Raw genomic sequence first — 22,484 nt, 5'->3', positions numbered from 1 at the left:
GGCCCGGATGACCATCACGACTCTTCTTGTCGCCAACCGGGGCGAGATCGCCTGCCGGATCTTCCGTACCTGCCGTGACCTGGGCATCTCCACGGTCGCCGTGTACTCCGACGCGGACGCCGACGCCCTGCACGTGAGGGAGGCGGACCTCGCCGTACGGCTGCCGGGGGCCGCCCCCGCCGAGACCTATCTGCGCGGCGACCTCGTCGTGGCCGCCGCGCTGGCCGCCGGGGCGGACGCCGTGCACCCCGGCTACGGCTTCCTCTCCGAGAACGCCGCGTTTGCCGCCGCCGTGCAGGACGCGGGGCTGGTCTGGGTGGGCCCGCCGGTCAAGGCCATCGAGCTGATGGCCTCCAAGACCCGGGCCAAGGAGCTGATGGCGGGGGCCGGGGTGCCGTTGCTGGCCCCCGTGGACCCGGCCACGGCGAGCACCGACGATCTCCCACTGCTGCTGAAGGCCGCCTCGGGCGGGGGCGGTCGCGGGATGCGGATCGTACGGGAACTGGACGCGCTGGGAGGTGAGTTGCTGGCCGCTGCCGCCGAGGCCGCGTCCGCCTTCGGGGACGGGGAGGTCTTCGCCGAGCCGTACGTCGAGCGGGGCCGGCATGTCGAGGTCCAGGTCATGGCGGACGCGTACGACACCGTGTGGGCGCTCGGGACGCGGGACTGCTCGCTCCAGCGCCGCCACCAGAAGGTCATCGAGGAGGCCCCGGCGCCCGCGCTGGAGGAGGGGCTGCGGGCGCGGCTGCACGAGGCGGCGGTGGCGGCCGCGCGGGCGGTCGACTACCGGGGGGCGGGGACCGTGGAGTTCCTGGTCTCGGCCGAGGGCAAGCCGTACTTCCTGGAGATGAACACCCGCCTCCAGGTCGAACACCCGGTGACGGAGGCCGTGTTCGGGGTGGACCTGGTGGCGCTGCAACTGCGGGTGGCGGAGGGGGAGCCGCTGGACCCGGCGGTCCCGTCTCCGTCGGGCCACGCGGTGGAGGCCCGGCTCTACGCCGAGGACCCCGCGCGTGACTGGCAGCCGCAGACCGGAGCACTGCTCACGCTGGAGGTCCCGGACGCGCCCGGTCTGCGCCTGGACACCGGGTATGTCGGCGGCGACACCATCGGCGTGCACTACGACCCGATGCTCGCCAAGGTCATCGCCCACGCCCCGACGCGGACGGCGGCGGTGCGGTTGCTCGCCGGAGCCCTGGAGCGTGCCCGTATCCACGGCCCGGTCACCAACCGCACCCTGCTCGTACGGTCGTTGCGCCACCCGGACTTCGCGGCGGCCCGGCTCGACACCGGCTTCTACGACCGGCACCTGGCCGACCTGACCGCGCCGGGAGCCGGAACCGGAGACCCCGCCACCGCCGCCCTCGCCGCCGCCCTGGCGGAAGCCGTACGCCCCACCACCGCGTCCACCGCGTCCACCGCGTCCACCGCCCCCGCCCGCTTCGGCGCCTGGCGGAACGTCCCCTCGCAGCCGCAGGTCAAGCGCTACCGCAGCGAACCGGACGGCACGGAGTACGAGATCGCCTACCGGACCCCGCGCACCGGCATCCCGGAGCCGTACGAAGCGAACGGCACCCGGGTCCTCGCCGTCACCCCCGCCCGCGTCACCCTCGAACTCGACGGCGTGACGCGGCACTTCACCATCGCCCCGGACCGCGACCGGCTCTACGTGGACACCGCCGGAGCCTCGTACGCCTTCACCGCCCTGCCCCGCTTCACCGACCCCGCCACGCAGACCGACCCCGGCTCGCTCCTCGCCCCCATGCCCGGCACCGTCGTCCGCCTCGCGGAGGGCCTGGCGCCGGGGGCCGCCGTCGAGGCCGGGCAGCCCCTGATCTGGCTGGAGGCGATGAAGATGGAGCACCGCATCCTCGCCCCCGCCTCCGGCACCCTCACCGCCCTGCACGCCGCCCCCGGCCACCAGGTCGAGGTGGGCGCCCTGCTCGCCGTCGTACAGGAAGCGCACCCCGCAGCAGCCACCCCCGTACCGGAGGAGAACGCATGAGCACCGTCGGCACCATCGGCACCGTCCTCGAAACCGACGAACACCGGGCGCTGCGCGCCGCCGTGGCCGCCCTCGGAAAGCGGTACGGGCGCGACTACATGACCACCGTCATCCGCGAGGGCTCCCACACCCGCGAGCTGTGGGCGGAGGCCGCCAAGCTCGGCTACCTCGGGGTGAACCTACCCGAGGAGTACGGCGGTGGGGGCGGCGGCATGGCCGAACTCTCCATCGTGCTAGAGGAGTTGGGGGCGGCCGGTTCGCCGCTCCTGATGATGATCGTGTCCCCCGCGATCTGCGGCACGGTCATCGCCCGCTTCGGCACGGACGAGCAGAAGCGGACGTGGCTGCCGGGCCTCGCCGACGGCACCCTCACCATGGCCTTCGGGATCACCGAGCCGGACGCCGGTTCCAACTCCCACCGGATCACCACCACCGCCCGCCGCGACGGCACCGACTGGGTGCTCACCGGCCGCAAGGTCTTCGTGTCCGGTGTCGACATAGCCGATGCCACGTTGATCGTCGGTCGGACGGAGGACGCCCGCTCCGGGAAGCTGAAGCCCTGCCTCTTCATCGTTCCGCGCGATGCGGACGGCTTCGGACGGAACCAGATCGACATGGAACTCCACGCCCCCGAGAAGCAGTTCGAGCTGGTCCTCGACGACGTACGGCTGCCCGCCGACGCCCTGGTCGGCGACGAGGACGCGGGGCTGCTCCAACTCTTCGCCGGGCTGAACCCCGAGCGGATCATGACGGCCGCGTTCGGGATCGGGATGGGCCGGTTCGCGCTCGGCAGGGCCGTCGAGTACGCCCGTACCCGGCAGGTCTGGAAGGCCCCGATCGGCTCCCACCAGGCCATCGCACACCCGCTCGCCACCGCGCACATCGACCTGGAGCTGTCGCGCCTGATGATGCAGAAGGCGGCCCGGCTCTACGACGAGGGCGACGACATCGGGGCGGGCGAGGCGGCGAACATGGCGAAGTACGCGGCCGGCGAGGCGTGCGTGAAGGCGGTCGACCAGGCGGTCCACACGCTCGGCGGCAACGGCCTGACCAGGGAGTACGGCCTCGCGTCGCTGATCACCGCATCGCGCGTGGCCCGGATCGCACCGGTCAGCCGGGAGATGATCCTGAACTACGTCTCGCACCAGTCGCTGGGCCTGCCGAAGTCGTACTGACCCCCTTCCCCCTGATCCGCTTGCGTCCGACCTCTCCCCATCCCTCCCCCCAGGGGCGATTCTGACCCTCCACACAACACCCGCACGGCGTCCCGCGCCCCGCCCCCTCCCGGGCGGCGCGGGCCACCGCGACGACAGGGGTAACCGCCATGGTGTTCCGCAGCGAGTACGCAGACGTACCGGCCCTCGACACGCCCATCCACGAAGCGGTCCTCGGCGGGGCCGCCGCGTTCGGTGACACGGTCGCCCTGATCGACGGGGTGAACGGCACCTCCCTCACGTACGCCCAGCTCGACGGTTTCCACCGCCGGATCGCCGCCGCACTGGCCGACGCGGGGCTCAGGAAGGGCGACGTGCTCGCCCTCCACAGCCCGAACACGATCGCGTACCCGGCGGTCTTCTACGGCGCAACCCGCGCCGGGGCCTCCGTCACGACGGTCCACCCGCTGGCCACGGCCGAGGAGTTCGCCAAACAGCTCGGCGACAGCGGGGCGAAGTGGATCGTCACGGTCTCCCCGCTCCTGGAGACGGCCCGCCGGGCGGCCGAACTGACCGGTGGCGTCCAGGAGATCTACGTCTGCGACCAGGCGGAGGGCTTGGAGGGTTCGGAGGGTTCGGAGGGCTCGGAGGGCTCGGAGGGCCACACCTCCATCCTGGACATGCTGGCCTCCACCGCCCCCGAACCGGAGATCGCCATCGACCCCGGCGAGGACGTGGCGGCGCTCCCGTACAGCTCCGGCACGACGGGCACGCCCAAGGGCGTGATGCTGACGCACCGCTCGATCGGGACGAACCTGGAGCAGCTGAGGCCGTTCATTCCCATGGGGGAGGGAGACCGCATTCTGGCGGTTCTGCCATTTTTTCATATCTATGGGCTCACCGCCCTCATGAACGCCCCTCTCCGCTGCGGCTCGACCGTCGTCGTCCTCCCCCGCTTCGACCTGGCGCAGTTCCTGGACGCCATCCAGACGCACCGCATCACCGGTCTGTACGTGGCTCCGCCCATCGTGCTGGCGCTGGCCAAGCACCCGCTGGTGGGGGAGTACGACCTGTCCTCGCTCCGGTACATCGTCAGCGCCGCCGCCCCGCTCGACGCCGAGCTGGCGGAGGCGTGTTCGGCCCGGCTGGGGCTGCCGCCCGTGCGGCAGGCGTACGGGATGACGGAGCTGTCGCCCGGTACGCACGTGGTGCCGCTCTCGGTGGAGCAGCCGCCTCCGGGCACGGTGGGCAAGCTGCTGCCGAACACGGAGATGCGGATCGTGTCGCTCGAAGACCCTTCCCAGGAAGCGGAGTTGGGGGCGGACGGCGAGATCCTGATCAGGGGCCCGCAGGTGATGAAGGGCTACCTCGGCCGCCCCGAAGCCACCGCCGACATGATCGACGCGGACGGCTGGGTGCACACGGGGGACGTCGGCCGGGCGGACGCGGACGGCTGGCTGTACGTCGTCGACCGGGTCAAGGAGCTGATCAAGTACAAGGGGTACCAGGTCGCCCCCGCCGAGCTGGAGGCCCTGCTGCTGACCCATGAGCAGGTGGCGGACGCGGCGGTGATCGGGGTGTACGACGCCGAGGGCAACGAGGTCCCGAGGGCGTTCCTGGTCCGGGGCCCGGCGGCGGAGGGGCTGACCGAGGAGGAGGTGATGGCGTACGTCGCCGAGCGCGTCTCCCCGTACAAGAAGGTGCGGCAGGCCGAGTTCATCACGGCGGTGCCCCGGGCCGCGTCCGGCAAGATCCTCCGGCGCGAGCTGCGCGACCGGGAGAAGACGGATTCGACGGAGAAGACGCACCCGATGGAGAAGACGGACCCGACGGAGGAGAAGTGACCCTGATCCGCACGGCTCACGAACGCGGCATCGCGACCCTGACCCTGGACTCCCCGGCCAACCGCAACGCGCTGTCGGCCTCGCTGGTCGGGGAGTTGGGGGAAGCGCTGGGGGCCGCCGCTGCCGACGACACCGTACGGGCGGTGGTTCTCACCCACACCGGGAGCACGTTCTGTGCCGGGGCGGACCTGAAGGCGCCGCCGGACCCGGAGGTGTTCGTGGGGCTGATGCGGGAGATCGTGGCGCTGCCGAAGCCGGTCGTGGCCCGGGTGGAGGGCCACGTCCGGGCGGGCGGGCTCGGCCTGCTGGCGGCCTGCGACATCGCGGTGGCGGGCCCGTCGTCGACGTTCGCGCTCACGGAGTCGCGGTTGGGCCTGGCCCCGGCGGTCATCTCCCTCACGCTCCTGCCGCGCATGGACCGTACGGCGGCGAACCGGTACTTCCTCACGGGCGAGCGGTTCGACGCGGCGGAGGCGGCGAGGATCAACCTGGTCACGCTGGCCGCCGAGGATGTGGACAAGGCGCTCGTACCGGTCCTGGACGGTCTGCGCAGGGCCTCACCGCAGGGGCTGGCCGCATCGAAGGAGCTGGTCACGGCTACGGTGCTGGAGAGCTTCGACCAGTACGCCGAAGACCTCATCGCCCGCTCAGCGGAACTCTTCGCCTCCGAGGAGGCCAGGGAGGGGATGACGGCCTTCCTTGAACGACGGGACCCGGCATGGGTGCGGTGACCTCCTCCAATGTTGCGAGATCGGCTCACGCGCCGAAGCAGGACCGCAGCCGGGCGACCCGGCAGCGGCTCCTGGAGGCGGCGGTGGCCTGCCTGGCCGAACACGGCTGGGCGGGCTCCACCGTCTCGGTGGTCGCCGAGCGGGCCGGGGTCTCGCGGGGCGCGGCCCAGCACCACTTCCCGACCCGCGAGGACCTGTTCACGGGGGCGGTGGAGTACGTGGCCGAGGAGCGCTCGGCCGCCCTGCGCGCGCTCCCCGTGCAGGGCCGCGCGGAGGTGGTCGGGGCTCTCGTCGACCTCTACACCGGCCCCCTGTTCAGGGCCGCGCTCCAGCTCTGGGTCGCCGCCTCCAACGAGGACCAACTGCGGCCGCGCGTCACGGAGCTGGAGGCGCGGGTGGGCCGCGAGACCCACCGGATCGCCGTCGAACTCCTGGGCGCCGACGAGTCCCGCCCCGGCGCCCGCGAGACGGTCCAGGGCCTCCTGGACATGGCCCGCGGCCTGGGCCTCGCCAACCTCCTCACCGACGACACGGCCCGGCGCGCCCGGGTGGTGGCGCAGTGGGCGGCGCTGGTGGAGGAGGGGCTGGGGTGAGGCGGCGTTCGCGGCCTGCGGGCCCACCGGCAGGAGCTCCCGGCATGCGTAAAGTCTCCGCATCGGTCGGCATCGTTGCCGCGCTTGCGTCACTCGTCGTTCCGTGGGTGTACTACGGAGATATCGGCTTCTATGTGTACAGCGCCCTGGTGGCGTCTATTTATGTTTGTGCTGTCGCCTTGCTGTGCGTATGCACTTTTCTCGGTTCACGCCTGGCTCAGGTGGTGGGTGTTGGTGCCGGACTTGCCGTGGTTGGCTTCACGGTGAGCTTCTTGTTCTCTTACAACGATCCTTCCGTGTTCTTCGATGGTCCCGTACCTGCCGTCATCCCCCACTTGGGTGTGGGCCCTTTCCTCGCTCTTTTGAGTGCGGCATTCGCTCTTCCGGTGTTGCTGCGCCGAGGGGGAAAGCTCAGCCCACCCTGAGAACTCGAAAGAAGGCCCGCTCCTGTCGGCCCGCCGGCCGACGCGTGGACGTGTGGACGTGTGGATGTACGGAAGTTGACGCGCGGATGTGGAGTCGGCGGCGAACGGCCGCATCGCCGGTCGATCGGCTGTACGGTGCCCTCCCGCTCGTTACGTTGAGGCCGTGTGGAGCCAGCAGCGGTCAGGGAGCGAAGACGGCGGGGCCGGGCGCGTGCGGCGTACGGCCGAGGGCGCCGGGAAGGCGTCCCGGGCCGGGCGTCCGGCCGGTCCGGGGGTCTTCGGCGGTGGCCCCGGGGGGCTGCAGAGCATGCAGCGGATGATGGGCAACGAGGCCACCGTACGGGCGGTACGGCGGCAGAAGCGGCCCGTCGCCCTGCCGCCGCTCATCGACGAGCGCACCGAACAGGGGCTCGTGCTGCCGCCGTACCTGATGGAGCTGGAGGCGCCCGGACTCTCCACGGCGTACGGGCTGACCGGGCAGGAGTTCGTCCGCACCGCGATCGCGACCGTCGTGGGGCACGGCGACGGAACGGTCGCCGGTATCGCCGCCGAACTCTCCGGGCGGCCCGAGTCGTTCTTCGGCCAGGGCCGCGCGTTCACGGTGGAGGGGGCCGAGGGCGCGGAGGGAGCCGGGGCCGTGGGGTTCGACGTCACCGTGTCCATCGCGCCCGCGCCCGACGACCAGCCGCCCACGTTCCACCCCTCCGCCGACCTCGCGACGGCCCTGCCGGACCCGGGCGGGGCGCCGCTCGCCGGGCTGGACGACGCCGAGGGCAAGGAAACCAAGGTCGACGTCCAGCACAACAGCGCGGCCACCGCGAGCAGTACGGCCGGGAGCTCCGCGAGCAAGGGCGTGGGCGGTACGGTCTTCGGGCTCGCACCGGTCGCCCCGGGGGTGTGGCTGGGCGGCGCGGTGACGGGCAACGTACAGCCCTGGCAGTCCTCGCGGGAGTCCCGCACCCAGCGGGGCGTGGCCGAACCGCGCGTGCTGCGCAGCGACAAGGGCTCGGTGGAGGTGCGGCGCCGGGTGATCTACCGCGTACGGATCCGGCCGCAGGCGGGCCGGGGCGAGCAGGTCTTCCAGGGGTCGGGAGCGCTCACCCAGCGGGTGCCCACCGAGCATCTGATCCCGGCCGGTACGGGGGCACCGGCCCGGCCGCAGCCGGTGGGCGCCGGCCTCGCGCGGCAGGTCTCGCTGGCCGACTCGCTGGCCCCGGTCGCCGTGTCCGACACCGCCGCGCCGCACCGGGGCGGCGGCGGGCTGTTCGACGCGGTCGCCTCCGTCCTGCACCCCTCGCTGACCGCGCCCGGCGCCCCCGGCCGCTCCCGGCTGTACGAGGCGACCGCCACCCCGACCGTGCTGGAGGACCTGCCCCGGCTGCTGGGCGACGGCGTCACCGGGGACGATCTGCACTCCAAGGACGGGAGCAGCGCGGGCAGTTACCGCATGCGGGCCGTCGTCACCGGACTGTCCCCCGCCTGGGCGACCGGGAAGACCCAGTTGCGTACCCACCAGCAGGCCCAGCAGACCAAGACCGAGTCGGCGGGCAAGGGGCGCTCGCTCGGGGGCGGGCTGGGCCCGGCGATCGGGTTCGGGGCCGCGCCCAACGCGGCGGTGGTGCGGGGTACGGCGATGCCGGTCGCCGCGGCCCGCAAGGCCCGGTTCAGCGTGAACGAGCAGACGGTCTCCAGTCGGCAGGGCGCGGAGGTGCGGGGCGAGAAGGTGCTGTACCTGGGGACCGTGCAGTTCACCGTGGAGGGCACCGGGCCGCGTTCGGCCCGGATGGTCCTGCGCCCGGAGACGCGGGTGGCCACGCACGCGATGCGGGTCTGGATCAGCCTGCGGGCCGATGAGGCAGAGGAGTTGGGGCTGCCGCTGCCTCCGGGGGTGACGGCGGAGGAGTTCATCAAGAGACCGAAGCCGCAGGCGAATGCGGGGGCGGGGGAGGGAGCGGCGTCGGGTTCGACCTCTGCGTCTACGTCTCCATCGACGTCCGCGTCAGGGGCGGCCTCGACCTCAGCGGCCCCGGCCCCGACCTCTGCGGCAACAGCGGCGGCGGCCCCGGCGGCGGACGCACGCCACCTCCCCTTCGGCGCGATGGGATCGAGCGTCACGATCGGCCGCCTCGACACCGCCCCCATGGTGCGGGCCGTGCAGCAGCTGTTCGCCACCGACCCCCGGCTGGCCGGTTACCTCCCCGCCTTCGGCACCACCGCGCCCCCGGCGGCCACCAGCCGGGAGGAGGACGAGGCGCAGCGCACCAACTACCGCGAGCTGATGTCCGCCCTCTCCGAGGCCAACCTCCGGGTGAACAAGGACCAGTTGCTGTCCACCGGCATCCGGGTACGGCTGCGCCGCAAGACCACGATGCACGCCCACGACGTCCAACTGCGGGTCCACGGAACCCTGGGCGAGGCGCACCACCTCGGCGAGATCGACGATTGGCTGGTCCGCAGCCATTCCGGTGTCGCCGCCAACGTACAGAGCGGGCGCAGCAGTTCGCGGTCCATCGGCGGCATGGTGCTGGCCCAGGCCCGGATCATCCCCGGCATCCTCACCGGCTCGGCCCGCTACGAGCGGAACTCCACCGGCACCCGCCGCAACCAGGCCGGTCCCACCACCCGTACCGACGTCCTCACCAACGGTTCGGAGAAGGCGAGCGCGTTCGGGGCGGCGCTGCGCCTGAACGTGGACGTCACCATGACCTCGCGGAAACGCAAGCTGGCCCGCGCCCTGACCCCGGGCACCCCCGGCCGGGACGTACCGGAGGCCCGGCGGCTCTCCGGTCTGCACCTGGACGAGCAGGACGTACGGCTGCTCACGCCGTCCGATTTCACCGTCGACACGGCGGAGAAGGCGCGGCTGGACGCGGGCGGCGGGCAGGCCCCGGGCCCGGTGCAAGCCGTCGCCGCGACGGGCATCGGCGACCTGGCCGGGCTGACCCCGACGCCGACGACCGGGCAGCTCGTACGGGACTGGCAGCTGGTGGAGACCATCGGCGACGGGCAGCCGGTCCGTGACCTGGCCCTCGCGCTGCTGTCCCGGGCCGCCGCCCGGGGCGAGGCGGGCCGCGATGACCCGGCGCTGGCCACGGAGGGCCTGGCGCCCCGGCTCGCGGTCGAGGAACGCTTCAGCCCGCGGGCGATCACGGCCGCGCTGCGGCAGGCCGCGTCCTCCGGGTGGGTGGTGAAGAACCTGCGGTACCCGCGTCGGCTGGCCGCGCTGAACGGCGCGGTGGGCACCCGACTGGCGCTGGCCGCACCCCAGTTGGTGCACGAGGCCGCCGGGCCCGGCACCGAGACGTTCGTGCTGGGCGGCCACCAGGCCGGTGGACAGCAGGGCAAGGGCGCGTCCGACACAGTGCAGTTCGGGGTGACCGGCTCGCAGAACGGCGCCGAATGGCGGCTCGCCGAGGGGCTGTCGGCGTACGGGACGAGCTCGACGGGCGACACCGCGGCGGCCACCGTGTCGGGGACCGTGGAGCGCAACGCCCACACGCCGAAGAAGGCCCCGCTGTATCTCGTCCGGTGCGATCTGCTGGTCACCATGGTGGCGGAGGTCAAGGTCACGGGCGGCGGCCCGTACGTGGCCGACGCGGCGCAGACGCTGCCGGGCGCGGCGGCGGTGTGGCTGACGGCGGAGCAGTTGCGGGCGGCGGGGGTGGCCCTGCCCGCGTCGGCCCGCAAGGCGCTGAAGCTGGACGGGGCGGCCGGGGGCGGTGGGAACAGTGGCGGTGGCAGCGGTGACGGTGACGGGGCTCGGCGGCAGGGGGCTCTGTCCCCTGCGGAGAGCTCGGGGCAGGCCGGGGGCTCAGCACACCCGGGTGGTTCAAGCCGTACGGCGACAACGGCCGGAGGCTCAGGGCACGCGGGAGGTTCAAGCCGTACGGTGACGACGGCCGGAGGCTCAAGGCACGCGGGAGGCTCAAGGCACGCGGCGGCGGCGAAGCCCGGCGGCCCGGTGCTGCCGAAGCCGACCTTCGCCCGCGGCCTGCCGCTCGGGTTCGGCATGATCGAGGAGCTGCCCGACTTCGTGCCCCTGCTGGACCGGCTGCGCGCCGCCCTCGCGATCACCGGCCGTCAGGACATCTCCGACGACCTGCTGCCCCGCCAACAACTGCGTGACCGCAACGACAACGTACAGCGGCTGCTGCGGGTCCTGGACCGGGACGGTTCCACCGGCCTGTTGGCGAGCGCCATGGACGGCGGGGTCACAGTGGAGCTCCTGGACGGCCGGAAGACGCCGTACTGGGCGGTGTTCAAGGTCGACCGCATCGGCGAGGGGATCCGGGACGGGGAGGCGGACGACGGCCGGGACATGGAGTACATCACCTCGGCGGTCGCCCAGCAGGCCACCTCCCACGACGAGGGCGGGACCACCGGAGTGGAGGGCGTCTTCGGGGCCTCAGGGAAGCCGGAGGGCGGGGCGGGTCAGGTCAAGAGTGCCGGCGGGGCGGCCGGGCTCGGTGCCGCCTCGGGCTCCGGGCGCAAGCGCGGTGGCGCCGCACGGGGCCAGCTGGGGATGAAGACGGTCGCGGAGGCGAAGACGGCCAAGGCGGTGAAGGTACGGGTGCCGATCCTGGCGTCCCTCGAACTCCACGGCAGCAAGGGCCGGTTGGCCATGGCGGGCCTGGGCCGTATGACGCTGGTCCACCGGGTCCTGGAGAGCGACTTCGAGGCACTGGGCCGGATGAGAATCTCGCACCGCACCCCGCTCCCCATTGCCTCGGACGCGTCGGCCGGTACACCGGCCGGACTGGGCGCCTGGCGGGCCGGCGGGGTGCCGCTGCCGATGGAGGCGCAGGTGAACGGATTCCAGGGAGCCCCTTACGTACGGGAGTTGGTGTCGACGACGGTACGCCGGGCGGGCGGCAACGACCGCTTCCGGCAGAAGGGCCAGGCCGCCGCGTACACCCTGGGCGAGGCGGTCTCCACCGAATGGCTGATCGCGGCCCTCCCGCTGCTCACCTCCGCCGGGGCGGAGCTGCCGCCGGTGCACGCGAGCGGGGCGGCGGGCCAGGACCTGCAAGCCTCGTTGCACGCGCGGCTGAGGAAGGGGCGGGTGCTGGGGTCCGGGGACAAGATGACGTTCGAGACGGTGGCCCAGAGCGACCTGGGGGCACCGCGCCCCACCCAGACGGACGGCCAGAGCTCGGCCGAACAGGGCAGACAGGCACGCGGGTTGCTCGGCGCCGGGACGCTGAACGCCGACGAGTTCCGGCTCAACCAGCTCATGGGGAACGCGGGCGGATCCGGCTCGGGGAGCGGCGCGGCGGCACACGGCGGGGGCTCGATGCCGCTGCACAAACCGAAGTTCGGCTCGGTGCTGGTCCAATTCGCCCTGGACGTAAGGGTGGTTGCACGGGTCACGAACCGGGTGCGCGATGCGCATACGGAGGTGGCGGTACGCGAAACGACGCTGCCCCGCCCCGTGGTGATCCGTATGCCGCTCCCGGTCGCCGGCCGCCTCTTGGCCGCCCACCCCGCCGCCGTAACCGACCCGGGCAACCACCTGGGCCTGCGGACGGCGGCGGCCGCGTCGGCCTCGACGGGCCCCTGAAGAGGCGCGGCGACTTTTCCCCAGGCAGGAGGGGCCGCTACTTCCTGAAGGGAGCCCTACTTCCCTTTGAAGGGAGGCCGCTACTCCCCCCGAAGGGACCTACTACTCCCCCCCGAAGGCAGCCACTACTCCCCCTGGAGGGATCCGCTACTTCCCCTGGAGGGAGAAGCCCTCTGCGGAGACCAGACCCTTGACCGGGTCGGCGCGGAAGGAGGCGACCCAGGCCACGGGGTCGCAGCCCTTGCCGTTGGGATGTTCCTCGGTCAGCTGGGCTTGCTCGGTGTCCTTGACCGGGCTGCCCCCCTTCGCCGGGGTCACGGTCAGTTCGACCGGCAGCCGCTTGGCCCCGATGTCCTGCGGAAGCCGCACCGACACCATGCCGATCGGGTCGCTCGGGTCGCCGGACGCGCGCTCCTCGCACGAGCCGTCCACGCAGACCCGGATCGTCGCTCCTCCGGTCTTCGCGAAGTCGGCCGGGCGCCAGACGACGGAGACACCCGAGTCCATGTCGCTGAGCGTGCATATCTTGCTCTGCTCGAAGGTGCACCCGGACAGAGCGGCAACCGCCACCAATGAGAGGAAGGCCCTCCGCATAAGTCCCCTCCGCATAAGTCGTGTCTGCCCTTCCATCACTTGTGTGGACGTGCCCGAAAACCGTGGAGACATGCTCGAACGCTCCGCTCTGCTCTGCTCCACTTCGGGGCGGGCAGGCACATTATCGCTCCGCCTTCTTCCACGGTCTGACCCCGAGCTTTCCGGTCGTTCCGAGGTCGAGGTTCGGGGTCACCGTCACCGGTTCGGCACCGGCCTTGGCCCGGACCTGCACGTGGGGCACGTTCACCGGCGTACCGGACTCGGTGGTGTTCCGCCAGACGAGACCGGCGGTCGCCGCTTCGCCGGGGCCGAGCGTGACGGGACGGGGCGGCTCGTCGGGCCCGGCCCCGGTGGTGATCTCGCCGCTGCCTTCGAGGATCTTGACGCCGTCGATGGGCTTGAGGCCGCTGTCCAGGAGCTTCAGCAGCGGGTAGCCGTGGACGGTGTAGTCGCGCGTACCGCAGTTCTCCAGATGCAGGCCCACGACGCGTAGCCCCATGGCCGCGTCGCCCTGGTCGGCACTGACCCGGATTCCGGATGCGGGGCACGTACCCGGATCGGCAGGCGCCTCGCTCGCGGGGACCTTGGTCACGCGGAACACCTTGGCCTGGGTCACCGGTGGGGCGCCGGGCGGCAGCGCCTCCGCCCGGACCGTACCCCGCGCGGTCTTCCCGGGGCCGACATCGCGCACGGTCGCGGTCTCGTTGGCCATGGCCCCGCCGTCACTGCTCATGAAGGTGAAGATGACCGTGTACGTCAGGGTCTCGGCGCTCTCGTTGACGACCTCGTAGTGGGCGACGGCCCCCGGTTCCGTGGGGGCGGGGAGACGGTCGGCGGAGACGCGATATCCGTCGGTGGCCTTGGGCGAGGGCGAGGAGGAGGGTGAGGACGAGGGGGAGACCGGCGGGAGGATCAGCGAGGTGATCCGTACGCCGTCCATGCCCGGATCGTCGACCTGGGCGGAGGACGACGGCCCGGAGGAGTCGACACCGACCCCAGCGCCCCCGGCTCCCGCGCGCTCCGTCCCGCAGGCCGTGAGCAGCAGGGCGGCTGCGGCGGTCGCGGCGAAAGCCGACAGAAGAGGGCCGGTCCTGGCACGAGCGGGGCGGAGAGGGAGGGTAGGGAAGGTTCTGCGCATCCGGTCATCTGATCAGGACCTTGACCCAACGCGCGTGATGGAGAACACAGTTACGGTCACAACGGTGTCACAGGCGGGTCTGACCGGGTCGGGTGGGGTGCGGCAGACCGACGCAGCCGGCCCCCTCCCCTCTCCCCTCTCCCCCTCGCCCCGGGGCCCGGGGCGACGCGAAGCCGAAGCCTCTCAAGCCGCCCTGCTCCAGCAGAAGGTGACCAAACCGGCGGCCAAGCCGGACCCGGACCCGGGCCCGGAGCCGTCGGCGTCACCGGCCGTTGCCCGAAGAACCTCGGCTCGAAGCCCGGCACGACGGCGACGTGCACCGTCAAGGTCTCCTCACCCGCGAGGGCCTGGCGCGCCTGATGTTCGGGAACAACTCCGATCTCGACTACGCCCTGTCCAACGACATCCCGGAGGCGGTGCCGGTCCCTTTCGGCGAGGCCAAGTACCAGTGCGAGACGGCCTCCAAGGGTGAGGAGCCGTTCGGCTTCAACCTGCCGGTACAGGTCACCGACAGCGGGCCGAGGATCTACTGACTCCGAGGGGTCAGGAGCGCCCGTGCCCCTCGTCGGCCGGGACGGGGGTTGCCTGGTGGTAGTACATCCGCCACGCCGTCCCCCCGTCCTGCCTGCGCCACAGCGAACTCCGACGGGCCCGGTTGCCGCCGAAGTCACTTTCGTAGGTGAGGTGCACCAGCCCGGGGGCCAGTACGACACCCGCCATGTCCGACGGCTCGTAGCGCGGCCCGCCGTCCACGCCTCCGCCGTCCAGGTGCGGGAGCGCGGCAAGCATCTCCTCGTACGTCCACCGCCGCCCCGAAGCCCCGACCTCGACGAACTCCGGGTCGAGCAGCCGCTCGGCAAGCGCCCGCGACACACGCACATCGGGGTCCAGCAACTGCAACTCACCGGCGATCGCCGCGCTGACGTCTGTCGTCTCTCCGCTCATCAGTCCATCTTCTCAGCCAGCCGCCTTCCCACCAGGGGCCTGCGCGCCCGAGCTCTCCGCAACCGCTCCTCACGCAGGCGACGCTGACGCTCCTGCTGCCTGGTATCGCGAGCCGCAGGGGTGGTGAACCGAGCGAACCAAGGGACCAGGACACCTATCCCTACGAGGACGAGCGCCACGATCCAGTGACCGCCGGAGCGGCCCATGACCAGGGCAAGCACGGCTCCCGCGACCGCTCCGGCCGAGTGGCCCAGAGCTGGGCGCCCGTCTCTGCGGCAGAACTCGACCTTGGCCAGGACGAGAAGCGGCGCGGGCGAGGCCATGACCGCTGCGAAGTACTTGCCGCCACCGTCCGGAACACCAGCCTCTGGGCTGAGGCCCGCACCCCAGGCTCACCATCCCCACCAGACCCCAGCCGAACATGCGCGAATCGTAGGGGTGAGCCCGTCTGATCCGTCGACTGCCGGCCTCCGCGGTGCGGGTGGTGCGGCAGACGCGGCAGAGGCCGCCGGGGCTTCTGGTTGTCCGGCTCGGCCGCCCCGCGTACGACGAAGGGCCTCGGCCCTCCGCCAAGCCCCGAGCACGCGGGGACCACTTCCCGGCGCCCATGTCTCCGACGACCAGGATGGGACCACCCCCGCGTGCGCGGGGACCACGAGCGGGCTCCGATGGTGAAGGTGCGGCAGGGGGGACCACCCCCGCGTGCGCGGGGACCACGGGCTGGTGTGGCTGGCGAACGTCACCTCCCGGGGACCATCCCCGCGTGCGCGGGGACCACGGGCTGGTGTGGCTGGCGAACGTCACCTCCCGGGGACCACCCCCGCGTGCGCGGGGACCACACGTTCGGGAGGAAGGTCGCCAAGCTGGGCGCGGGACCACCCCCGCACGCGCGGGGACCACAGTTCGTGACCTGCGGTTTTATGTGGCGTGAGGCTCGTTTTTACTTACTTCTTGAGAAACGGACATATCTCCCCTGCGGCACGGACAGGCTGCGCTGGAAGCGGTGCCTGTCAGGAGTGGCTCTCTCCTCCAACGCTTGCGACAGGCGTTTCGTCCCCCGAAGGGGCGATGCGCGGGCGAGGGCATCACCCACCCCGCAGATTAGTCACTGCGCAGCGGAGACCGAGCGAATGTGAGTGGCGTTGTGTGAGGCGATATGCCGCGATGTGCGGGTCGGTCGATCCGTCGCTGTTGGCCTCAGACGGATTTGAGCAGGCCGCGGAGGTTGGCCATGCGTGCCTTGATGTCGGCGGCCTCGGTGGGGAGGGCCGGGCCTTCGTCAGCGTCGGTGTGGTGGGTGGTGTGGCAGGGGCGGCAGAGGCCGTCAGGGAGGGCTTCGGGCTGGCCGGGTCGGCCGCAGTCGGTGCATTCGATGAGGATGCGGTGGGCTGGGGTTGGAGTCCCGGGTGAGGCGTTCCCGGTGGGCAGGCTGGGTGGCATTTTGTTGGTGAGGCGGCGGCGGACGAAGCCGAGGGGGTAGTCGACCTGGGCGGGGAGTCCTGCGGTCAGCGCGCTGGTCAGGTAGTCGACGCTCACGCCCCGGGCGAGCCATTCCGCCGCCTGCGCTTCCAGGGCGGCGCAGTCGTCGGCGGAGAGGGTGAGGCGCTTGTCCTTGAGGCCGAGGTGGGCCAGGGCGAGGTAGGCGGGCGAGAGCGGGGCGCCGGAGGGATCGGATGCCGTGGGCGGCGTGGGCGGCGTGGGCGGCGTGAAGGGGGCCTGGGGTGGAGTGCGTTGGTGCGGTACGGCGGTGGGTTCCGGGCCTGCCGTAGCGGCGGGAGGCTCTTCCGTACGAGGAGTCTCCGACGGTACGGGCGGCGGTGTTTCCTCGGCCGGGACCCAGGGCGGCGGAGGCGGGGGCGGGGTGTCGGGGGCCGTGGCGTCCGGGGCGGAGCTCAGGGCCTGGGTGGCTTGTTCGGTGGCGAGGTAGGTGTTCCACCATGCGTTGTCGTGTGCGGTGCGGGACCAGAAGGTGCGGAAGACCCAGCGTGTCTCGTCGCCCGTGCCGACGGCGCATCGTACGCGTCGGAGGTGTCCGGCGACGGAGAGGGCGTTCAGGGCGGTGGAGATGGCCTGCTGTCCGTAGAGCGGGAGCTGCTTGGCCAGCTGCTTCACGCTCATGGCCGCGCCTTCGGGGAGGTGGTCGACGAACCCGGCGACGTACCGCTCGCGCGTAGGCAGGAGCGCGAAGTCTTCGCGCGTACGGGGGCGTTGGCCGGGCGCGGAGCGTTTGCCGTACCCGGGCTTGGCCATCGGGTACGCGGCGGAGGGTGCGGGAGCGAGCAGGGCAGAGCTAATGTGCTGGTTAGCCACGGGATCGTCCTTCTGCTTTGCGATCTTGCGGTCAGACCCCGGCCTGGTGCGTCCAACACCGTGTCGGGGTCGATTGGTTCTCGAACCGTAAGCACTCGTGACGCTCCGCCGCAAGCTGTCACAATTAGTCATACTTCCTGGCCGTGACGGGGTAGGGAGGGAGGGAGGTTTTCCCCAGCCCCCTTCCCTTACCTGCCGGTTAAAGAAGGCGCTCGAACCCCGAACCTCGCATCCCAAGGCTCGCATCCCGAGCCTCAAGCCTCGGGCCGGACCCACGCCCGCACACCCCCGAAAGAGTGAACCGAACGCCCCGAAGCCCGGGGCTCAAGCTCCGAACCCCGGGAACCGCCCTGCACGCGCGGGGGCCATGGTCGTGGGGGCGAGGTGGGTGGCGCTGGGCAGGTCTTGGCCTGGGGTGTGCGTTGCCCGGCGCGCTGGAGTGGTCCGCCTGGATGCCTGGTGGTGTGGGCATCGGCTCCGCCTGCGCGGCTCGTGTGTTCGTTTGGAGGGCCTGTCGGGTCGGCGGCCTGTAGAACCGGTTGAGCGGGGCGGGCCCCGTCCCTCTTGAGGTTGCCTGTGCCTGACCCTCGGGTTATAGATATTTCAGATGGATCGTTCGGTGGGTCAGTGATTGGAGGCGACCATGGCTCGTTCCAGTGTTCTTGCCCGTGCCGAGAGGGTGGAGCCGAATCCCACGCACCAGGGCGCGCTCGCGGCGACTGCCCGGATGGCGCCGGAGGCGGTCGAGGTGCTGGTGCGTACCCGGGATGGCAGCGAACTCGTGTTGCCTGGGGAACTGGTCCGCCTGCTTCTGGCCTCGGCCGGTGAGCTTGCCCGGGGGCATGCGGTGACGGTCTTGGCGTCCGAGGTCCAGCTGTCGCCCGCTGAGACCGCTGAGCTTCTGGGCCTGTCCCGGCCGTTCGTCGCACGCTTGCTTGATGCCGGCGACATCCCCTCGACGAACCTGCCGGGCAGCAGCCACCGGGTGGTCCGCCTTGCGGACGTGCTGGCGTTCCAGCGACAGCGTGAGCTCCGCAGAGAGGGGCGGCGGCAGATCGCGGATGTCCTGGAGGGTTCCGATCCGCTCCGTTGATCCGTCCTGCTGATCCAGGCGTCACGGGTAGCCGTCGAAGTGAAGAAAGAGGGGGAGCGTGGCAGCGCGGGTCTTTGTGGATACCAACGTCCTGTTTCCGTTCTCGGTCATGGACGTGATGCTGGCCCTCACCGAGGACGCTATCCACGAGATCGTATGGTCCGAACGGCTGCTCGCGGAGTGGGAGCGGGTCATCGTCCGGGAGGGAAAGCGTTCAGCGAAGTCGGCTGCCACAGTTACCCAAGCCGTCCGGCGATTCTTCCCCGATTGCGAGATCGAGGTGGCGGCATAAGGGCCCCTCGTGGATGAAATGCCAGGCGATGATCCCGACGGACCGGCATCACTCGGCGGCAGCGGTGGCGGCCGGTGCCGAGGCGCTGATCACGTGGAACCTTGCCGACTTCCCTGCCAGTGATTTGGCCGAGCGTGGAGTCCGGGTGACCGACCCGGACGCGTACTTGTGCGGGTTGTACAAGGAGTTGCCACACGAAGTGACGGAGGCGGTAGTCAGACTTTCCGGAGAGAAGCGCAATCCACCAGTCACCCTCGCTGATGCCGTCGCCCGTCTCGCCAAGGCCGGACTCCCCGTCTTCGCTGACCTGCTGACGGAACACCTCGGGCTCCGAACGAGGTGATACGAGGGGGCTTCAGGCGTCTCGCAGAACGCTCAGGGAGGACAGTTTGTCGGCCACGATCACGGCCATCGCCGGACGGGGACGCATACGTGTGTCCCGGTCAGGCGTTGTGGGGCTGCGCCTCGTGTGCGGCGGCGATCCGGTCGATCCGGGCGGCCAGGTCGAAGTCGGCTGCGGCGAGCCGGTGTCCGGCGTCGTGTGTCGTGATCCTGAACCGTACGTGATCCCATCGCAGGTCGATGTCCGCGTGGTGGTCGATGAGCCGTTCGACGTCTGCGACGTTCACGATCATCGCCACGCCGCCGTGGTACCGGATCCCGAACGTGCGGGTGATCGTGTCCCCTTCGCGTACCCAGCCCGGCAACTCGGCCAGCCTCTCGGCGATTTCCCCGTCCGACAGCGGATCCTTGCCCATGGTCAGCTCCCCTCGGTCACCGGAGCCAGGACCTCCGCAAGGTCCCGACCGAACGGGGCATCGCGCCACCGGCGCATCGCCCGTTCCAGTGCGGCAAGCTCCCGGCGCGTACAGGCGGAGCGGTTCCCGCCGTCATGTACACACCCGGAATCGTCCAGCCTCGCCGGTCGCGGCCTTGAGAACACCCCGCACGCGCGGGGACCACAGCTGGTAGTCCCGGAGGTCGTCCTCCTCGAAGGGACCACCCCCGCACGCGCGGGGACCACAGTTCGTGACCTGCGGTTTTATGTGGCGCGAGGCTCGTTTTTGCTTACTTCCCGAGAAACGGACATATCCCCCGGTCCCGTAAGCAGCCTCCACCTGAGCCGTGCAGCCTTCATTATCCCGAACGCCACCCACTGACACACGCGTTCCCGCAGTGCCCATACTGCCCTCGAACGGTGAAGCCACTCGCCGCGCCAGCCAAACAAGGCGTGCTCGACAGCGAGCCCCGCCCACGCAGGTCAGCCGAGATCAGCCTCTCTGTATTCGAGTCGACTTGATACATCGCGTGAGAGATCCTCAACGTGAACCGAACGGTGGAGGAATGTTGATCACGAAGTACCAGCACCGCCTACGCGATCGCTACCTTGCCGCCCCCGTCATGTCGGCCCCGGCCCCCTGGCAGCCGGTCCTGGACCGCAGCACCCCCATCGGCGGCCTGCTCGGCATCGGCTTCGCGGTTCATCCGGAGACCGGACACGATCTCGTCATGGTCGTCTCCCACGACGGGCACGGGCTCTTCGATGCGGTCACCGGCGAGAAGATCGCACGCGACCGGGATCCCGACCCCGTCACCAGCACCCCCGACGCACACCCGGACCTCGCCTGCCCCGGACTCGGCCCCGTCGCGGGTACCGACATCCGTATCGCCGGTCTCTTCGGCGGTGGCCTGCACTGCAACACCCCGGACGGCTGGACGGTGGATGTCGTCAGCCCCGACTGGCCCCACCACCGCATCATCCTCTCCACCGACGGCGGAGTGAACAACGGAGTGGCGGGAGACACCTGGTGGCACGTCTTCCACTCCGACTACTCGGAACTGCGCACCACCGGGTTCTCCCCGGCCGGTCGTACCCTGGCGATCGCGACCAGCAGCGACCTCACCCTCTGGACCCGCCCTCCGTTCCACAGCGAGGACTGAACGGCCACCGGAGCGTGTTCGGGCACCTTCCCGGCCAGCCTGGTCCGCGCAGGGGCAGGCGGCACGTCCACGACTGAGAGTGCTCCCCGCCCCAGGACAGGGCTACTTCTCGCCCTCCCCCAGGGCGGTGCGCAGCCAGTCGATGGACCCCTGGGCCAGGAGTTCGTCGGCCAGCCGGTTGGCCGTCCCGGTGACGAGGCGCCTGCGGCTGTTGTCGATCCACCGCTGGGCGTTCTCGTAGCCCTGCGCCTTGTACTCGATGCCCTGGAGCAGGCACTCCAACTTGTCCGCGTCGCGGGCGCAGACCGCCTCCGGCGACTCCTTCGCCTCGTACTCCGCCACCAGCTCACGGACCGCCGAGGCCAGTACCTTGGGCATGCCCGCCGTCTGGTCGGCGGTGACCTCCTGCGGGTCGCCCGCGGGCGCGTACTTCTTCCCCAGGTGGTTCACATCCCCGGTCCGGCTCTCCTGCGTGTCGTGCCACACGGCGAGGTAGGCGGCCCGGGCCGGGTCGGCGCCCTCCAGCTTCGCGATGATCGTGGCGATCAGCGCCGTACGCCACGAGTGCTCGGCCACACTCTCGGGGTCACGCACCCCGGCCATCCACCAACCGGTGCGCCGCGTCTGCTTGAGCGTGCCCGCCTCGTACAGAAATCGACCCACTGCGGACAGGTCGTCAGCCACGGCCTTCTCCTCTCACGCCTCAGCAAGGCGGATTGCGTACCGGATGCCCTCCAGCTCTCGGCGTGCCCGCACCGACAGCTCTCGACTATCCAACATCACGGGGAGGGATGCGCGTAGTTCGTTCCCCACCACGGTTCCGGGACGCAGCAGGTTCGGGCGGGCGGCGAGCAGGGCCCACAGGGTGTGAACGTTCAGGTCAAAGAAGCCATGCTCCGGGGCCATGCCGCGCACCAGGTGGCGCATCAGCTTGTCACCCGGCCACGGGCCCGGGCTCGCGGCGGCGATGAAATCGTCGGACAGCTGGATGTGCGGAGCCTCACCGATCCAGTAAGCCCAGTAGTTGAGGTTCGCTGCCTCACCCGCATCGTCATCTACGAGCGTCGAGGTGATGAAGTGCCCCATCCGGTCCCGGTCACCCTGCCTGGCGGCGACGGTCGCGACCGAACGGGCGTTGAGCCAGCCTGTCAGCCAGTCGTCCGGGCACTCCGTCCGCTGCTGCTGGGCCAGCCACTCGGAAGTGTCCGACGCATCGTCGTACCCGGCCAGGTAGAGGGCTTGGCGCCGCAGCAGGAAGCAGTCCCTGCCACGTGCCTGCTCTGCAGCTCGGCGCATGCGGGAGAAGAAGCGTCTGCGATCGGCTGCAGGGAGCTGTGGCCCTCGTGGTACGGGACCCCGGCGCGGTCGCGGAGGGTCGGGCAGCGCGCGCAACGGGGTCGGAGTCACGCCGTTGAGCGGCCAGGACAGTACCTCGACCAGCTCACGCTGCATGACCCACGCGCCGATCGGGCTGGCCTCGACGGGCACCTCCTCGTCGAGGGCACCGGTCAGCAGTACGTCGGCTTCCATGGCCCTTTCCAGAGCCAGGAGCAGGGCCGGTGCACTGCCCAGCTGTAAGAGCTGATGGCGGAGTACGAGCATCTGCCCGACCGGCACAGCGGTCAGGGGACGGCGTCCCGATTCCCAGCCTGCGACGGTGTCGGACGCTACTCGAAACCGCTCTGCGAGGGTCTCCTGAGTGTGGCCCAACTGCTCGCGGATCAAGCGGAATACGTACCCGGATACGGTGCCGCTGCGGGTTCTCTGTGACATTCCCCGACCATCGGTCAGGGCAGTGCGTGATTCGGTGCCCATGGCATCCCCTTGCCTGTCGACCGCAGCCGGACACCCGTACTCAC

Annotated in this window: 19 protein-coding genes; 12 read left to right on the top strand and 7 right to left on the bottom strand. The window is 71.1% G+C overall.

Annotation, left to right across the window (positions count from 1 at the left end; genetic code table 11):
- The first annotated feature begins 7 nt into the window (after positions 1-7).
- The 7 genes from ACFW9Z_RS08775 (at position 8) to ACFW9Z_RS08745 (ending at position 12,312) form a co-directional block, all read left to right on the top strand.
- Positions 8-2,005: a biotin carboxylase N-terminal domain-containing protein gene (locus ACFW9Z_RS08775; protein ID WP_384636452.1), complete on the top strand. Its 1,998-nt coding sequence runs from the start codon at positions 8-10 to the stop codon at positions 2,003-2,005.
- Positions 2,002-3,180 (top strand): acyl-CoA dehydrogenase family protein, encoded by a 1,179-nt coding sequence (locus tag ACFW9Z_RS08770; RefSeq protein WP_384636449.1) that lies wholly within the window; start codon positions 2,002-2,004, stop codon positions 3,178-3,180. Before ACFW9Z_RS08775 ends, ACFW9Z_RS08770 begins: the two co-directional genes overlap by 4 nt.
- 149 nt (positions 3,181-3,329) lie before the next feature.
- A complete protein-coding gene (locus ACFW9Z_RS08765) occupies positions 3,330-5,003 on the top strand; it encodes a 4-coumarate--CoA ligase family protein (RefSeq protein ID WP_384636446.1) in 1,674 nt (557 codons plus the stop codon).
- On the top strand, positions 5,000-5,734 hold the full coding sequence (locus ACFW9Z_RS08760; protein WP_384636443.1) for an enoyl-CoA hydratase family protein: 735 nt from the start codon (positions 5,000-5,002) through the stop codon (positions 5,732-5,734). The genes ACFW9Z_RS08765 and ACFW9Z_RS08760 overlap by 4 nt, the downstream gene beginning before the upstream one ends.
- Entirely contained in the window at positions 5,722-6,327 is a 606-nt protein-coding gene (locus tag ACFW9Z_RS08755) for a TetR/AcrR family transcriptional regulator (protein ID WP_384636440.1), read from the top strand. The genes ACFW9Z_RS08760 and ACFW9Z_RS08755 overlap by 13 nt, the downstream gene beginning before the upstream one ends.
- Before the next feature lie 44 nt (positions 6,328-6,371).
- The gene (locus ACFW9Z_RS08750; RefSeq protein WP_384636437.1) at positions 6,372-6,752 is read left to right on the top strand and encodes a hypothetical protein; all 381 of its coding nucleotides are present in this window, start codon (positions 6,372-6,374) and stop codon (positions 6,750-6,752) included.
- A gap of 316 nt (positions 6,753-7,068) precedes the next feature.
- Entirely contained in the window at positions 7,069-12,312 is a 5,244-nt protein-coding gene (locus tag ACFW9Z_RS08745; protein WP_384636434.1) for a hypothetical protein, read from the top strand.
- A gap of 147 nt (positions 12,313-12,459) precedes the next feature.
- Here ACFW9Z_RS08745 and ACFW9Z_RS08740 read toward each other — a convergent pair whose 3' ends face one another.
- Both ACFW9Z_RS08740 and ACFW9Z_RS08735 read right to left on the bottom strand, forming a co-directional pair.
- Positions 12,460-12,819 carry a hypothetical protein gene (locus ACFW9Z_RS08740; protein ID WP_384636431.1) on the bottom strand — a complete coding sequence of 120 codons (360 nt, stop codon included), beginning with the start codon at positions 12,817-12,819 and terminating at the stop codon, positions 12,460-12,462.
- A 208-nt stretch (positions 12,820-13,027) separates the two neighbouring features.
- Entirely contained in the window at positions 13,028-14,044 is a 1,017-nt protein-coding gene (locus ACFW9Z_RS08735) for a DUF4232 domain-containing protein (RefSeq protein WP_384636428.1), read from the bottom strand.
- A gap of 314 nt (positions 14,045-14,358) precedes the next feature.
- Here ACFW9Z_RS08735 and ACFW9Z_RS08730 point away from each other — a divergent pair, with 314 nt between their 5' ends.
- Positions 14,359-14,577: a hypothetical protein gene (locus ACFW9Z_RS08730; RefSeq protein WP_384636425.1), complete on the top strand. Its 219-nt coding sequence runs from the start codon at positions 14,359-14,361 to the stop codon at positions 14,575-14,577.
- 10 nt (positions 14,578-14,587) lie between these two features.
- Here the strand turns inward: ACFW9Z_RS08730 and ACFW9Z_RS08725 are convergent, their stop codons facing one another.
- Together ACFW9Z_RS08725 and ACFW9Z_RS08720 are read right to left on the bottom strand one after the other, a co-directional pair.
- The gene (locus ACFW9Z_RS08725) at positions 14,588-14,989 is read right to left on the bottom strand and encodes a DUF4440 domain-containing protein (protein WP_384636422.1); all 402 of its coding nucleotides are present in this window, start codon (positions 14,987-14,989) and stop codon (positions 14,588-14,590) included.
- 1,197 nt (positions 14,990-16,186) lie between these two features.
- Positions 16,187-17,299, bottom strand: coding sequence for a MarR family transcriptional regulator (locus ACFW9Z_RS08720; protein WP_384636419.1), 1,113 nt, complete (start codon positions 17,297-17,299; stop codon positions 16,187-16,189).
- A 643-nt stretch (positions 17,300-17,942) separates the two neighbouring features.
- Here ACFW9Z_RS08720 and ACFW9Z_RS08715 point away from each other — a divergent pair.
- Genes ACFW9Z_RS08715 through ACFW9Z_RS08705 form a run of 3 tightly spaced genes read left to right on the top strand, consistent with a single transcriptional unit; the run spans position 17,943 to position 19,027 of the window.
- The gene (locus ACFW9Z_RS08715) at positions 17,943-18,392 is read left to right on the top strand and encodes a helix-turn-helix domain-containing protein (RefSeq protein ID WP_384636416.1); all 450 of its coding nucleotides are present in this window, start codon (positions 17,943-17,945) and stop codon (positions 18,390-18,392) included.
- A gap of 58 nt (positions 18,393-18,450) precedes the next feature.
- Complete coding sequence (locus ACFW9Z_RS08710) at positions 18,451-18,684, top strand: hypothetical protein (RefSeq protein WP_384636412.1); 234 nt, start codon at positions 18,451-18,453, stop codon at positions 18,682-18,684.
- A 28-nt stretch (positions 18,685-18,712) separates the two neighbouring features.
- Complete coding sequence (locus tag ACFW9Z_RS08705) at positions 18,713-19,027, top strand: hypothetical protein (RefSeq protein WP_384636409.1); 315 nt, start codon at positions 18,713-18,715, stop codon at positions 19,025-19,027.
- 100 nt (positions 19,028-19,127) lie between these two features.
- Here ACFW9Z_RS08705 and ACFW9Z_RS08700 read toward each other — a convergent pair whose 3' ends face one another.
- Positions 19,128-19,442, bottom strand: a complete 315-nt coding sequence (locus ACFW9Z_RS08700; protein ID WP_384636406.1) for a 4a-hydroxytetrahydrobiopterin dehydratase — start codon at positions 19,440-19,442, stop codon at positions 19,128-19,130.
- A gap of 589 nt (positions 19,443-20,031) precedes the next feature.
- Between ACFW9Z_RS08700 and ACFW9Z_RS08695 the strand changes: the two genes are divergently transcribed.
- On the top strand, positions 20,032-20,625 hold the full coding sequence (locus tag ACFW9Z_RS08695; protein WP_384636820.1) for a hypothetical protein: 594 nt from the start codon (positions 20,032-20,034) through the stop codon (positions 20,623-20,625).
- A 102-nt stretch (positions 20,626-20,727) separates the two neighbouring features.
- Here ACFW9Z_RS08695 and ACFW9Z_RS08690 read toward each other — a convergent pair whose 3' ends face one another.
- On the bottom strand, positions 20,728-21,309 hold the full coding sequence (locus ACFW9Z_RS08690) for an HD family hydrolase (protein ID WP_384636403.1): 582 nt from the start codon (positions 21,307-21,309) through the stop codon (positions 20,728-20,730).
- Positions 21,310-21,321: 12 nt separating this feature from the next.
- Positions 21,322-22,440, bottom strand: coding sequence for a helix-turn-helix domain-containing protein (locus ACFW9Z_RS08685; protein ID WP_384636400.1), 1,119 nt, complete (start codon positions 22,438-22,440; stop codon positions 21,322-21,324).
- Positions 22,441-22,484: the final 44 nt, after the last annotated feature.

Origin of the sequence: Streptomyces sp. NPDC059452, from assembly GCF_042750035.1 — a bacterium.
Taxonomy (GTDB): domain Bacteria; phylum Actinomycetota; class Actinomycetes; order Streptomycetales; family Streptomycetaceae; genus Streptomyces.
This window is presented reverse-complemented; position numbering and strand designations above follow the sequence as displayed.

Excerpts from the sequence above, each read along its gene's own strand:
- ACFW9Z_RS08715 (WP_384636416.1), top strand. The coding sequence starts at position 17,943 with ATGGCTCGTTCCAGTGTTCTTGCCCGTGCCGAGAGGGTGGAGCCGAAT.
- ACFW9Z_RS08740 (WP_384636431.1), bottom strand. The coding sequence starts at position 12,819 with ATGGACTCGGGTGTCTCCGTCGTCTGGCGCCCGGCCGACTTCGCGAAG.
- ACFW9Z_RS08745 (WP_384636434.1), top strand. The coding sequence starts at position 7,069 with ATGATGGGCAACGAGGCCACCGTACGGGCGGTACGGCGGCAGAAGCGG.
- ACFW9Z_RS08775 (WP_384636452.1), top strand. The coding sequence starts at position 8 with ATGACCATCACGACTCTTCTTGTCGCCAACCGGGGCGAGATCGCCTGC.
- ACFW9Z_RS08705 (WP_384636409.1), top strand. The coding sequence starts at position 18,713 with ATGATCCCGACGGACCGGCATCACTCGGCGGCAGCGGTGGCGGCCGGT.
- ACFW9Z_RS08700 (WP_384636406.1), bottom strand. The coding sequence starts at position 19,442 with ATGGGCAAGGATCCGCTGTCGGACGGGGAAATCGCCGAGAGGCTGGCC.
- ACFW9Z_RS08770 (WP_384636449.1), top strand. The coding sequence starts at position 2,002 with ATGAGCACCGTCGGCACCATCGGCACCGTCCTCGAAACCGACGAACAC.
- ACFW9Z_RS08750 (WP_384636437.1), top strand. The coding sequence starts at position 6,372 with ATGCGTAAAGTCTCCGCATCGGTCGGCATCGTTGCCGCGCTTGCGTCA.
- ACFW9Z_RS08725 (WP_384636422.1), bottom strand. The coding sequence starts at position 14,989 with ATGAGCGGAGAGACGACAGACGTCAGCGCGGCGATCGCCGGTGAGTTG.
- ACFW9Z_RS08755 (WP_384636440.1), top strand. The coding sequence starts at position 5,722 with ATGGGTGCGGTGACCTCCTCCAATGTTGCGAGATCGGCTCACGCGCCG.
- ACFW9Z_RS08685 (WP_384636400.1), bottom strand. The coding sequence starts at position 22,440 with ATGGGCACCGAATCACGCACTGCCCTGACCGATGGTCGGGGAATGTCA.
- ACFW9Z_RS08735 (WP_384636428.1), bottom strand. The coding sequence starts at position 14,044 with ATGCGCAGAACCTTCCCTACCCTCCCTCTCCGCCCCGCTCGTGCCAGG.
- ACFW9Z_RS08765 (WP_384636446.1), top strand. The coding sequence starts at position 3,330 with ATGGTGTTCCGCAGCGAGTACGCAGACGTACCGGCCCTCGACACGCCC.